Source organism: Streptomyces roseoviridis (assembly GCF_039535235.1).
GTDB classification, from domain to species: Bacteria; Actinomycetota; Actinomycetes; order Streptomycetales; family Streptomycetaceae; genus Streptomyces; species Streptomyces roseoviridis.
Window position 1 is genome coordinate 4,092,647 of sequence record NZ_BAAAWU010000001.1, and the last position, 12,232, is coordinate 4,104,878.

Annotated in this window: 10 protein-coding genes and 1 tRNA gene; 8 read left to right on the forward strand and 3 right to left on the reverse strand. The window is 74.7% G+C overall.

Going from position 1 to position 12,232, the window contains the following annotated elements; all coding sequences use genetic code 11:
• The first annotated feature begins 21 nt into the window (after window positions 1–21).
• The 5 genes from tmk (at window position 22) to ABD954_RS18575 (ending at window position 7,218) form a co-directional block, all read left to right on the forward strand.
• Window positions 22–3,378, forward strand: a complete 3,357-nt coding sequence (gene tmk, locus ABD954_RS18555) for a dTMP kinase (protein WP_345487153.1) — start codon at window positions 22–24, stop codon at window positions 3,376–3,378.
• A gap of 410 nt (window positions 3,379–3,788) precedes the next feature.
• Window positions 3,789–4,991: a DNA polymerase III subunit delta' gene (locus ABD954_RS18560; RefSeq protein ID WP_345487155.1), complete on the forward strand. Its 1,203-nt coding sequence runs from the start codon at window positions 3,789–3,791 to the stop codon at window positions 4,989–4,991.
• 250 nt (window positions 4,992–5,241) lie between these two features.
• A complete protein-coding gene (locus tag ABD954_RS18565; protein ID WP_345487156.1) occupies window positions 5,242–6,789 on the forward strand; it encodes an alpha/beta hydrolase in 1,548 nt (515 codons plus the stop codon).
• Window positions 6,790–6,885: 96 nt separating this feature from the next.
• Window positions 6,886–6,959 (forward strand) — tRNA-Thr (locus ABD954_RS18570).
• Window positions 6,960–7,068: 109 nt separating this feature from the next.
• A complete protein-coding gene (locus ABD954_RS18575; RefSeq protein ID WP_345487157.1) occupies window positions 7,069–7,218 on the forward strand; it encodes a hypothetical protein in 150 nt (49 codons plus the stop codon).
• 47 nt (window positions 7,219–7,265) lie between these two features.
• Here ABD954_RS18575 and lepB read toward each other — a convergent pair whose 3' ends face one another.
• Complete coding sequence (lepB, locus tag ABD954_RS18580) at window positions 7,266–8,030, reverse strand: signal peptidase I (protein ID WP_345487158.1); 765 nt, start codon at window positions 8,028–8,030, stop codon at window positions 7,266–7,268.
• Window positions 8,031–8,645: 615 nt separating this feature from the next.
• Between lepB and ABD954_RS18585 the strand changes: the two genes are divergently transcribed.
• Complete coding sequence (locus ABD954_RS18585; protein WP_345487159.1) at window positions 8,646–8,987, forward strand: VOC family protein; 342 nt, start codon at window positions 8,646–8,648, stop codon at window positions 8,985–8,987.
• Between the two features lie 169 nt (window positions 8,988–9,156).
• Here the strand turns inward: ABD954_RS18585 and ABD954_RS18590 are convergent, their stop codons facing one another.
• Together ABD954_RS18590 and ABD954_RS18595 are read right to left on the reverse strand one after the other, a co-directional pair.
• On the reverse strand, window positions 9,157–9,672 hold the full coding sequence (locus ABD954_RS18590) for a sigma factor-like helix-turn-helix DNA-binding protein (RefSeq protein ID WP_345487160.1): 516 nt from the start codon (window positions 9,670–9,672) through the stop codon (window positions 9,157–9,159).
• 15 nt (window positions 9,673–9,687) lie between these two features.
• Window positions 9,688–10,080, reverse strand: a complete 393-nt coding sequence (locus ABD954_RS18595; RefSeq protein WP_345487161.1) for a DUF6479 family protein — start codon at window positions 10,078–10,080, stop codon at window positions 9,688–9,690.
• A gap of 250 nt (window positions 10,081–10,330) precedes the next feature.
• Between ABD954_RS18595 and ABD954_RS18600 the strand changes: the two genes are divergently transcribed.
• Window positions 10,331–10,840, forward strand: coding sequence for a SigE family RNA polymerase sigma factor (locus ABD954_RS18600; RefSeq protein WP_345487162.1), 510 nt, complete (start codon window positions 10,331–10,333; stop codon window positions 10,838–10,840).
• 107 nt (window positions 10,841–10,947) lie between these two features.
• Window positions 10,948–12,225: a hypothetical protein gene (locus tag ABD954_RS18605; protein ID WP_345487163.1), complete on the forward strand. Its 1,278-nt coding sequence runs from the start codon at window positions 10,948–10,950 to the stop codon at window positions 12,223–12,225.
• Window positions 12,226–12,232 lie beyond the last annotated feature (7 nt).

The following is a 12,232-nucleotide window of genomic DNA, read 5'->3' on the forward strand; positions in this document are numbered from 1 at the left end:
GCGTCCGGATAGGGTGGACGGATGACGCGAGCAGAGCAGCCAGACACCGACGCCGCACTCGTCGCCGATTCCCGGGAGCGTGCCGTACGGGCCCTCTTGCGCCACCAGCCCCTGCGGAGGCTGTGGAGCGCCCAGCTCGTCGGCGGCACGGGCGACGCCCTCGCCCTCCTCGTCCTCGTCCTGCTCGGACTCCAGGCGGCCGTCGCCGCCGGAGCCCTCGGCGGCGGGTACCGGGGCGCCGCGCTGGCCGTGGCCACCGTGATCGCCGCGCGGATGGTCGCCACCGTCCTCTTCGGCGCCGTGCTGCTCGGCCCGCTCACCACACTGATCGCCCCCGGCGGCCCGCTCGACCGCCGCTGGACCATGATCGGCGCCGACGGGCTGCGGCTCGCGCTGCTCGTCGTCGCCCCCCTGTGGATCGACTGGACACCCGACGGCGCCCTCGCCTGCCTCCTGGGCACCGTCTTCGTCACCGGCGCCGCCGAACGCGTGTGGACGATCGCCAAGGAGAGCGCCGCCCCCGCGCTGCTGCCCGCCCCGCCGGTCGAGGGCGCCGCCGTCCGGCCGCTGCCCGACCACCTGGGCGCCCTGCGCACCCTCAGCCTGCGCACCGGCTTCCTGTCGGTGCCGGCCGCAGCCGGCGTCCTGCTCCTCGCGACGCTGGTCGGCAACCTGCTCGGCAGCGGCATCGACTGGTTCGGCCGGCACCAGGCCGCCCTCGGCTCCTACGCCGCCGCCGGACTCTTCGCCGCCTCCGTCTCCGTCCTGTGGTTCCTCGAGCTGCCCGGCGACCGCACCCCGCGCCCCCGTTCGCCCCTGGAGGGCCTCAGGCTCCCCGCGGAGAAGGGCCGCACCGGCGCGCTCGGGCTGCTCGTCCTGGCCTGCGCGACCGTGGCCGCCGCCATCGCCGCGGCCGCGTCCGTCGCCGTGCTCCACGCCGTCGACCTGGACGGCGGCCCCGTCACGTACGCCCTGCTGATCCTCGCGCTCAGCGGCGCCACCGCGATCGGCATCCGCACCGCCGGATCGGTCCTCACCGTCCTCTCCCGGCGCCGGCTGCTCGCCCTCGCGCTCACCGTCACCGGTGTGGCGCTGCTGGCGATGGGCCTGGTGCCGGACACCGCGACCGTGCTCGCGCTCGCCGCGCTCGCCGGTTACGCCGCCGGTGTCGCCGCCCGCACCGGCCACGGCCTGATCGACCAGGAGACCGAGGAGACCCGCAGGGCCCGCGTCACCGCCCACCTGCAGGCCGTCGTCCGCGTCGCCGTCGGCATCGGCGCGCTCGGCGCCCCGCTGTTCGCCGCCGGCATCGGCCGGCACCGGCTCGCCTCCGGCAGCTTCGTCTTCGCCCACGGCGGCGCCGCCTTCACGCTGATGCTGGTCGGCGCACTGCTCCTGCCCGTGGCCGCGTTCGTCCTCGCCAAGACCGACGACCGGGCGGGCGTCCCGCTCCGCCGCGACCTGCGCGACGCGCTGCGCGGCGCCGACCCGGCCCAGACCCCGTCGGCGACCGGCTTCTTCATCGCCCTGGAGGGCGGCGACGGCGCCGGCAAGTCCACGCAGGTCCAGGCGCTCGCCGAGTGGATCCGCGCCAAGGGGCACGAGGTGGTCGTCACCCGCGAGCCCGGCGCCACCCCGGTCGGCAAGCGGCTCCGGTCGATCCTGCTCGACGTCTCCAGCGCCGGACTGTCCAACCGCGCCGAGGCGCTGCTGTACGCGGCCGATCGCGCCGAGCACGTCGACTCGCTGGTCCGGCCCGCCCTGGAGCGCGGGGCGGTCGTGATCTCGGACCGGTACATCGACTCGTCCGTCGCCTACCAGGGCGCCGGCCGCGATCTGTCCCCGACCGAGATCGCCCGCATCAACCGCTGGGCGACCGGTGGCCTCGTCCCGCACCTGACCGTGCTGCTCGACGTCTCCCCGGAGACGGCCCGCGAGCGCTTCACCGAGGCCCCGGACCGGCTGGAGTCCGAGCCGCCCGAGTTCCACGCGCGCGTACGGGCCGGTTTCCTCGCACTCGCCGCCGGCGACCCCGGCCGCTACCTCGTCGTCGACGCCGGCCAGGAGCCGGAGGCCGTCACCACCGTCGTGCGCCACCGTCTCGACCGGATGCTGCCGCTCTCCGAGGCCGAGGTGAAGGCCCAGGAGGAGGCCCGCCGCAAGGCCGAGGAGGAAGCCCGGCGCAAGGCGGAGGAAGAGGCCGCCCGCAAGGCCGAGGAGGAGCGCCTGGAGCGCGAGCGCCAGGAACAGCTCGCCAGGCTCCGTGCCGAGGAGGAGGAGCGCAAGCGGCGCGAGGAGGAAGAGGCCCGCCGCCTGGAGGCCGAGCGCCAGGCGGAGGAGGCCCGGCAGCGCGCCGAGGAGGCCCGGATCGCCGCCGAGGAGGAGCGCAGGCGGCGCGAGGCCGAGGAGAAGGCTCGTCGCGAGGAGGAGGCCCGGCGCCGCAAGCAGGCCGAGGAGGAGGCCCGGCTGCGGGCCGAGGCCGAGGAGCGCCGCCGTGAGAAGCAGCGCAAGGCCGAGGAGGCGCTGATCCGCGCCGAGGAGGCTCGCCGGCTCGCCGAGGCCGCGGCCGCGAAGGCGGCCGAGGAGGCGGCCCGCAAGGCGGCGGAGGAAGCCGCCCGCAAGGCCGCCGCGGAGAAGGCGGCGGCCGAGCAGGCGGCGGCACAGGCCGCCCGCGAGGCGGAGGAGAAGGCAGCCGCGGAGAAGGCGGAGGCCGAGCGCAGGGCCGCCGAGGCGCGGACGCTGGAGCAGTCGGCCAACGAGGTCACGGTGACGACGCCGATCGTGAAGCCGGACACGGTGGAGCCGGACAGGGTGGAGCCGGACAGGGTGGAGCCGGGCGCCGGGAAGCCGGGTCCGGGGAAGCCCGGCCGCGGCACGTCGGACCCGGGCAAGGCCGGTTCCGGGAAGGCCGACCCGCGGCAGCCGGGCGCCTCGAAGACCGGCACGGGCGCATCCGACGACACGCCCACCGTGTCCCCGAACGAGGTCACCGTGCCCACCCCGGTCGTCAGGCTCGACGAGGACACCACGGTCATCCCGCGGATCCGGGACGCCGAGGAGACGGCGGTGCTGCCGCTGGTGCGGGACGTCGACGAGACCGCCGTGCTCCCTCCCGTACGGAACTCCGACCCCGCCGACCGGGTGCCGAAGGACTTCTTCCGCGACGAGCGCGACGGGGACAAGGACGACCGGACCGAGGGGACCGCCGACGCCAACGACCGCACCCGGGAGCTGCCCCAGCTCGACGAGCACGGCAGGCCGCGGCGCCGCTCGGACTGGGCCGAGGAGACCCCGCTCGACGACCTGCCGACCCTCGCCGATGAACTGCTCGGTTCGTTCGGGGACGACGGGGAGGACGACCGCCGGCGCCGGCGCTGACGTCAGGCGGGCGCCCGGCCCGGGCGCCCGCCGTCGGCCGGTGGCCGTCAGCCGGTGGCCGGTGGCCGGGGCCGGGTGCCCGCCGCCCGGTGTCCGGCCGTCGGTCCCGGGCCGTAGCGGTGGCCGGTGGCCGGTCCAGCCGGTGGCCCGGTCCGGCCGGTGGCCCGGTCTACGCCGGGGGGCTGCGCCCGGGGCCCGGACTCGGGACCTGGGTCCGGACCCGGACCCCGACCCGGACCCGGACCCGGACCCGGACCCGGACCCGGACCCCGACCCGGACCCGGATGCGAACCCGGACCCGAATCCGCACCCGCAGCCGGACCCGGACCCTCCTCCCGTTCGTCGCCGTCGACGGCACTGTCGGTGCGGTGCCCCACAATGGGAGGCGTACCTGAGGAGGGGCAGCAGACATGGCCGTATGGGACGACCTCGTGGGGCAGCCGCGGGTCGAGGAGCAGCTGGCCGCCGCCGCGCGCGACGCCGACGCCCTCGTGACCGCGCAGGCCGCCGGCGAGCCCGCTCCCGACGCGTCGAAGATGACGCACGCCTGGCTGTTCACCGGGCCCCCCGGGTCCGGTCGGGACACGGCGGCGCGGGCGTTCGCGGCGGCTCTGCAGTGCGTGAGCCCCGACCGGGCGCTCGGCGGCGCACCCGGCTGCGGGTTCTGCGACGGTTGCCACACGGCCCTCATCGGGACCCACGCCGATGTCGAGGTGGTCCGCACGGACCTGCTCTCCATCGGCGTGAAGGAGACCCGTGACCTGGTCCGGCGGGCCCAGCTGTCGCCCGCCGTCGGCCGCTGGCAGGTCATCGTCCTGGAGGACGCCGACCGGCTGACCGAGGGCGCGGCCAACGTGCTCCTGAAGGCCGTGGAGGAGCCCGCGCCGCGGACGGTGTGGCTGCTGTGCGCGCCGTCCCTGGAGGACGTGCTGCCCACCATCCGCTCCCGCTGCCGGCACCTCACCCTGACCACACCCTCCGTGCAGGCCGTCGCCGACGTGCTGATCCGCCGCGACGGCGTCGAGCCGGAGGCGGCGCACGCGGCTGCGCGGGCCACCCAGGGGCACATCGACCGCGCCCGCCGGCTCGCCACCGACGAGCGGGCCCGGGCCCGCCGTGCCGTGGTGCTGAAGCTCCCGCTGCGGGTCGGGGACGTCGGAGCCGGTCTGCGGGCGGCGCAGGAGCTGATCGACGCGGCCGCCGAGGACGCCAAGCAGGCCGCGGAGGACGTCGACGTCAAGGAGACCGAGGACCTGAAGACGGCGCTCGGCGCGGCCCAGGGCGGCCGGATGCCGCGGGGCACGGCCGGGGCGATGAAGGAGCTGGAGGAGCGGCAGAAGCGCCGCCGCACGCGCACCCAGCGCGACAGTCTCGACCTCGCGCTCACCGACCTGACCGGCTTCTACCGCGACGTGCTCGCGCTCCAGCTCCGCGCGAGGACCCCGCTGGCGAACGAGGACGTGCGGGACGCCCTGGAGCAGGTCGCCCGGGACTCCACCCCCGAGCGCACCCTGCGCCGCATCGAGGCCGTGCTGGCCTGCCGCGAGGCCCTCGACCGGAACGTGGCGCCGCTGCTGGCGGTGGAGGCGATGGCGATGGCCCTGCGGGGCTGACCGGGGTCGGGACTCGGCAGGGCGGACGTGGCCGGAGGCCGGGCCTCGCCAGGGCCGAGGAGTCCCGGCCGACCGCGAGGCCGTGGGGGCCGCTCGCCCCCGCTCGTCTCTTCCCTCCGCTGTTCTCCCCCGGTCGTTCTTCCCCCCGGTCGGTAGGCCCGGTTCCGCGAGCCCCGGTATTCCACAGGGGCCGGGTTGTCCACAGGACCCGATTGGACACGTTCCGTACCCGTCCGGATACGCTCCGGGGATGGACTCCAGGCGCCTGCTCCGCATCTCCGCCACCGCCCTCGCGGTCGGTGGCCTCGTCCTCTCCGGCTGTACGAGCGGGAGCGGCGCCGCCGCGCCCTCGTCGAGCCGGTCCGCCGTCTCGGGGGAGCCGGCCGCCCAGGCCGCCCTGGCGCGGTACTACGCGCAGAAGGTGAGCTGGCGGGACTGCGGCGTCGCCGACTTCCAGTGCGCCACGGTGCGGGTGCCGCTCGACTACGCGAAGCCCGGCGCCGACGAGGTCGAGCTCGCCGTCTCCCGGTCGAGGGCCACCGGTCCCGGCAAGCGGCTCGGCTCGCTCCTGGTGAACCCGGGCGGGCCGGGCGGTTCGGCGGTCGGTTACGTCCAGGGTTTCGCCGGCATCGGCTACCCGGCCCCGGTGCGGGCGCGCTACGACATCGTGGGCGTCGACCCGCGCGGCGTGGCGCGCAGCGCGCCGGTCGAGTGCCTGACGGGTCCGGAGATGGACGCGTACACGCAGGTCGACGTGACGCCCGACGACGCGGCCGAGCGGACCGCTCTGGAAAGCTCCTTCAAGCAGTTCGCGGCCGGCTGCGAGAAGCGCTCGGGCAAGGTGCTGCCGCACGTCTCCACCGTGGCGGCGGCGCGTGACATGGACATCGTGCGGGCGGTCCTCGGCGACGAGAAGCTGACGTACGTGGGCGCCTCGTACGGCACCTTCCTCGGGGCCACGTACGCCGAGCTGTTCCCCGAGCGGGCCGGGCGGCTCGTCCTCGACGGGGCGATGGACCCCTCCCTGAGCGCCGAGCAGCTGAACCGGGACCAGACCGCCGGCTTCGAGACGGCGGTCAACGCCTTCGCCGCGGACTGCGTGAAGAAGACCGACTGCCCCCTGGGCACGGAGTCCGTCCCGGCGGCCCTCGCCCACCTGAAGCGCTTCTTCCGGGAGGTGGACGCCAAGCCGGTGCCGACGGACGGGAGCCGGAAGCTGGGCGAGTCCCTCGCCACCACCGGGGTGATCACCGCCATGTACGACGAGGCCGCCTGGCCGCAGCTGCGGGAGGCGCTGACCCGGGCGATGGGCGGCGAGGGTTCGGCGCTGCTCGCCCTGGCCGACACGTACTACGAGCGGGAGGCGGACGGCTCCTACGCCAACCTGATGTTCGCGAACGCGGCCGTGAACTGCCTGGACCTGCCGCCCGCGTTCACGGGCCCCGCGGCGGTCGAGCGGGCGGTGCCCTCCTTCGAGAAGGCTTCCCCGGTGTTCGGCCGCAACCTCGCCTGGGCCGCCCTGAACTGCACCTACTGGCCGACCCCGGCCACCGGCCGCCCCCACCGCATCACCGCCGAGGGCGCCCCGCCGATCGTCGTCGTCGGCACCACCCGCGACCCCGCGACCCCCTACAAGTGGGCCCGCGCCCTCGCCGAGCAGCTCTCCTCCGGCCTCCTCCTCACCTATGACGGCGACGGCCACACCGCGTACGGCCGGGGCAGCGACTGCGTCGACACGGCGATCAACGCCTACCTCCTGGAAGGCATCGCCCCGAAGGACGGAAAGCGCTGCTCATAGCCCCTGGACGGCCCCCTTCCGGGGGTGGTCGGAGCACTCCCGGAAACTGTGTAGACTTGGCGACGCTGCTGCACCCACCATGGGACCGCACGGCTTGCCGCCTTAGCTCAGTTGGCCAGAGCAACGCACTCGTAATGCGTAGGTCTCGGGTTCGAATCCCGAAGGCGGCTCGGAAGAAGGCCCGGTCGGACATTGTCCGACCGGGCCTTCTCCGTTGCCCGGATCAGGCCGGTCCGCCGCCGTTCTGCCTGGTCGGGCGGGGGCGCTAGAGTCGCGGCCATGGGGGAACGGCAGACGCGTACGAGACGGTGCAAGCAGTGCCACCGGCCGCTCGGGGAGCGGCGGTGGGGGCGGCCGAAGCGGTTCTGCACCCGGTGGCACCGGGTGCGGTACTGGCTGGAGGAGCTCGCCGAGTTGGTGTTCGGGTAGGGCCCGCGCCCGAGGGGTGAGCCAGGTGCGGGGCGCTGCCCCGCACCTCACCGGGTCGGTGCGAGGCCCGGCTGGTCGAAGGTGTCCGGGACGGGCAGGGTCGCCCAGTGGCTGATCGGCCAGGCGACCACCACGGCGCGGCCCACGACGTCCGAGGCGGGGACCATGCCGCCGTGGGTGTCGTTCTGGTGGTAGCGGGAGTCCAGCGAGCTCTGCCGGTGGTCGCCCATCACCCAGAGGCTGCCGCTGGGCACCGTGACCTTGAACTGGCCGCTGGGGTCCGTGCTGCACGCCGTGTTGCCGGGGTAGACGTACGGCTCGGTGAGCGGCTTGCCGTTCACCTTCAGCGGGCCCGCGCCCGCGCACTCGACGGTGTCACCGGCCACGCCGATCACCCGCTTGATCAGGTGTTGCTCCCCGGCGGCCGGCATCAGCCCCACGAAGCTCAGGAACTTCTGTGCCGTGTTGGGCTCCTGCACCGGGTTCCCGGCGAGCCAGCCGGCCGGGTCCCGGAAGACCACGACCTCCCCACGCGCCGGTTCCGAGCCGAACCAGGGGGTGAGCTTGTCGACCAGGACGCGGTCGTTCTCCTGGAGCGCGTTCTGCATGGAGCCCGACGGGATCAGGAACGCCTGGAGCAGGAAGGTCTTGATCAGGAACGCCAGACCGAGCGCCACGCACGCGAGGATCGGCAGCTCCACCCAGAACGGCCGCTTCGGCTTCTGCCGCTTCCCGGCGGCGACCGCCTCGTCGGAGGAAGTGTCGTCCGGTCCCTGCCCGTCGGAGCGCGCGTCGATCACCGAGTTGCCCATGTCCGTCCTCTACCCCTGGCTCCGTCGATCCCATGCCGTGTCCACCGACCCTACGGCCCCACGGCGTCCGGCCGGCGCCCCTCGGCGGCTCTGCACCACGTACGAGTGACCCCCGGCCACCTCCCGCTCCTGGCGGCCGGCATCCAGCCGCCGGCGCACGCCGCCGAGCGGGCCGGGCGGGTCGTGGGCGGGCCGCCCGAGGACGTGAACGGCGGCTGAGGGCCGGCGTTCCTGCGGCTGCGCCGGCCTGAGGCTTCCGGCGGCAGCTCCCGGTCCCTCACGGCGGCGGGTTCCGGTTCGCCACGGCGGTGGCTCCCGGCTTGCGGCGGCCTGCGGCTTCGGCGGAGGCTCCCGGCTTGCGGCGGCCTGCGGCTTCGGCGGTGGCTCCCGGCTTGCGGCGGTGGCTCCCGGTTTCCCACGGCGGTGGCTCCCGACTTCGGCGGTGGCTCCCGGTTTCCCACGGCGGTGGCTCCGGCGTCTGCTCCGACTCCAGGTGTTCCGGGGAGCGCCGGTTCGCCCGGACGGAGCACGTACGGGGCGGATCACCGCACTCCGGGCGGGCCGCGGGGCATGACTGGGAAGACCTCCCGTCACCCGCACCCCGAGGAGCACGTCATGACCATGAACACGGTGATCTACCCGGTGAGGGACCTGGAGCGGTCCAAGGCCCTGTTCACGGCCCTGCTCGGGACCGGGCCCAGCGTGGACGCGCCGTACTACGTCGGCTACGACGTCGACGGCCAGCACTTCGGTCTCGACCCCAACGGGTACGGCAAGGGCCTGACCGGGGCCGTCGCCTTCTGGGACGTCGACGACCTGCGCGGCACGCTCCAGGCGCTGCTCGCCGCGGGGGCGGAGCTGGTGCAGGACGTGCAGGAAGTGGGCGGCGGCCTGCAGATCGCCACGGTCAAGGACGCGGACGGCAACATGGTCGGTCTGCGGGCGTCCGCCGAGTAGACGAGGGGCCCGGACGAGGGCGCGCGCGGGCCGGACAGGGATGCGGACGCGTGCCGGACGTCGGCGGGGGTGGCGTCGGTCGGGCCGGGGCGGGCGGAGTCGTCCGCCGGACGGGGCAGGGCAGGGTGGGTCGTGGGGCAGGGCAGGGTGGGCCGGGCGGGGCGGGCGTCTACCGGTGGTGTCGGTCGTCGCCTTCCAGCGGTCGCAGGTCCGGCCCGTCGAGGCCGTCCGGCACCGGCAGCTCCTCCGTGCCCTCCACTCTGCGTCGTGCCCGCGCGACGAGTTGTCGCGCGCCCGCCGGGGTGAGGTCGACGACCGGGGCGATCTCCTCGTACGGGACCGCGAAGGCGTCGTGCAGCACGAAGACGACCCGTTCGGTGGGCGGCAGGGCGTCGAGGGCGGCCGCCTCCGGCTCCTCGGGGCCGTCCGGGCGGTGCCGCGCCGCATCGGGGTGCGCGGCGGCACGGTCGGCCGGGTCCTCTCGCCCGTGCCGCGACTCGCGCAGGTGCAGCCGCTCCAGGCAGACGCGGGCGACGGCGTCCCGGTCCGCCTCCCGCGTGTCGGCGTCGGCCGACCGGGCCGCGGCCGCCCGCAGGGCCTCGTCGGCCTCTTCGTACGTGCCGAGCAGCCGGTACGCGACCGACCTCAGCCGCGTCCGGTGCTCTTCGGCGCTCCGGGTGAGCACGGCGCGCTCACCCGGTCAGTCGCCGTGGCCCGTGCCGCCGCTGCCGAAGCCGCCGCTGGAGATGCCGCCCCACTTGCGCTTCTCCTCGCTCGGCGGCTCGGGCGAGGTCTCGGTGCCGGCGTCCTTCAGCTGGTACGGCATGAGCCGGTGCTCGCCGTCGGTCCGGGGCATCTCCGCCGGACGGCGGTATTCCGAGACCTCACCGGGCAGCTGACCGGTGTCGGGCCGCTGCGGCTGCGACTCGGGATCGGGTGGGGGAAGCTCCTTCTTCATGATCCTGAACCCGAGCACGAAGGCACCGATGAGGACGGCCACCACGATGAGACCGCCGACGACCTGGGCGAGTCCTGACTGCCAGACACCCGCCGCCGTGCTGACCTGAGTGGAACCCACAAGGAAAGTCTTCATACATCAGGATTACCCCGTTTCTGCCTATTTGCTCCTGCGGGTTGCCGTGGATTGGCGACCGCGGACGGGGACCCGCGGGATCGCGGGCGAAACGATGTGAAACATTTCCCGCCGGCCGTCGCGTCAGTGAGGTGTAAGCGCGTCGCCAAGAGGCCGCCGGCAGGCCGACAGGCCGGCCAGGCCGGCACGGCGCCCGGGGAACCGGACGGGTGACGCGAGCGAACTCGTGACAGCGACGGAGGGGAGGGACATGAGAGCGTCCCGCGCGGACGAGTTCCTGGAGTTCGCCTCCGCCCGATCGGGGCATCTGTTCCGCTCGGCGTGCCTTCTGACCAGCGGCGACGTCCACCTCGCCGAAGACCTGGTGCAGGAGACGCTGGGCCGGATGTACGCCCTGTGGGGGCGGATGGCCCGTATCGGAAACCCGGCGGGCTACGCGCAGACCGTGCTCGTACGGACCTTCCTCAGCCACCAGAGGCGCCGCTCGGCCACCGAACGCCCCCTCGGCGAGCTGCCCGACCGGCTTCCCGAGACCGGCGACGACCCGGCCCTGCGCATCGCCCTGCTCGACGCACTCGCGGGCCTCGCGCCCAAGGACCGGGCGGTCGTGGTCCTGCGGTACTGGGAGGACCGCAGCGTCGAGGAGACCGCGGACGCGCTGCACGTCAGCTCCGCGGCCGTCCGCACCCGCTCGGTGCGCGCCCTGGCGAAGCTGCGCGAGCGGCTCGGCGGCAGCCTCGCCGCCTTCGCCACCCGCTGACCGGGCCGACGCGACCGGCGGCCCCGCACCACCACCCCTGATCCTTCCTTCCCCGACCTGATGACCGGAGACGTGATCCCGCCATGCCCCAGCGCGAAGAGCACGACGTGACGAACGGACGATTCGAGGAGGAACTGGGCGCCGTCCTGCGCCGCACCGGAGCGGGCTTCGAGGCCGACGACCGCCGCGATCTGGTCACCGGCGGCCTCGCCCGCGGCCGCCGCCGGGTCCGGCGCCGCCGCTTCGCCCTGGTCGGCGGTGCCCTCGCCCTCGCGGCGATCGGCGTCGGCGGGGTCTCCGGAGGCGCCCTCCTGGGTGCCGGTGACGGCGTCGACACGGTCTCCGTCGCCGGCCCGAAGCCGACCGCGGGCGGGAAGCCGACCGCCGCCACCCAGGACCCGTCGGCGAACGCCGGGATCCCCGTCGCCGACCTCGCCGCCGTCCTCAAGGCGAACACCCCGGCCGGCACCTGGCAGATCGACGACGCCGACGGCGTCGGGCAGTCGGTCACCGGCGTGTACGACGACGGCGAGGGGAAGGCGGGTGTCTCCGTGGGGCTCTATCGGGCGGGCGACACCGAGGAATCGGGCCGGGGTCAGGTGACCTGTCCGAACGAGGCACTGGTCCCGCACGACGACTGCACCACCGAGCGCATGGTCGGCATCGGGCGGCTCATGATCCTCCAGGGCTACGAGTACCCGGACAGGCGCGTGGAGACCAAGAACTGGCGGGCCGTGCTGCTCACCGAGGACGGCTTCCTCATCGACGTGAGCGAGTGGAACGCGGCGACCCAGAAGGACTCCCCGGTCAGCCGGCCGAATCCGCCCTTCGACCCGGCGCAGCTGAGGGCCCTGGTCCTGGCGGAGGGCTGGCGTCCGCTCCTGAAGCAGCTCCCGGAGCCCGTGCCGCAGTGGCCCGGCTCCTCCCAGGCCGGCCCGCCGCCGGCACCCGGCGCCACCGTCATCCGGTCGACCCTCCGCTCGCTGCTGCCCAAGGGGCAGGACCTCCGGGTCGTCGATCAGGGCGGCCAGGAGGGATACGCCTATCTCGTCGTCGACGACGGCAAGGGCCGGAGCTTCGTCCAGATCAACGTCCAGCCCGCCATGGACGACATCCGGAATGAGCTCTTCAGCGACGGTGACGTCGAGTTCACCGCCGACGAGACCCGGGTGAAGGTGTCGAAGGAGGCCGGCGAGAAGGGCGGCAAGGGCGTCGTCTGGTGGAGCGCCGACACGCTGGCCAAGGACGGCCTGCGTGTCGTGGTCTCCGCCTTCAACGCCGGCGCCCAGCACGAGGCGGCCACCCGTGCCGAACCGGCCCTCACCACCGACCAGCTGAAGGCGATCGCGCTCAGCCCGAAGTGGCGGGCGCTGATGAAGAAGTAGGGCCGGT

Excerpts from the sequence above, each read along its gene's own strand:
- tmk (WP_345487153.1), top strand. The coding sequence starts at position 22 with ATGACGCGAGCAGAGCAGCCAGACACCGACGCCGCACTCGTCGCCGAT.
- ABD954_RS18560 (WP_345487155.1), top strand. The coding sequence starts at position 3,789 with ATGGCCGTATGGGACGACCTCGTGGGGCAGCCGCGGGTCGAGGAGCAG.
- ABD954_RS18565 (WP_345487156.1), top strand. The coding sequence starts at position 5,242 with ATGGACTCCAGGCGCCTGCTCCGCATCTCCGCCACCGCCCTCGCGGTC.
- ABD954_RS18575 (WP_345487157.1), top strand. The coding sequence starts at position 7,069 with ATGGGGGAACGGCAGACGCGTACGAGACGGTGCAAGCAGTGCCACCGG.
- lepB (WP_345487158.1), bottom strand. The coding sequence starts at position 8,030 with ATGGGCAACTCGGTGATCGACGCGCGCTCCGACGGGCAGGGACCGGAC.
- ABD954_RS18585 (WP_345487159.1), top strand. The coding sequence starts at position 8,646 with ATGACCATGAACACGGTGATCTACCCGGTGAGGGACCTGGAGCGGTCC.
- ABD954_RS18595 (WP_345487161.1), bottom strand. The coding sequence starts at position 10,080 with ATGAAGACTTTCCTTGTGGGTTCCACTCAGGTCAGCACGGCGGCGGGT.
- ABD954_RS18600 (WP_345487162.1), top strand. The coding sequence starts at position 10,331 with ATGAGAGCGTCCCGCGCGGACGAGTTCCTGGAGTTCGCCTCCGCCCGA.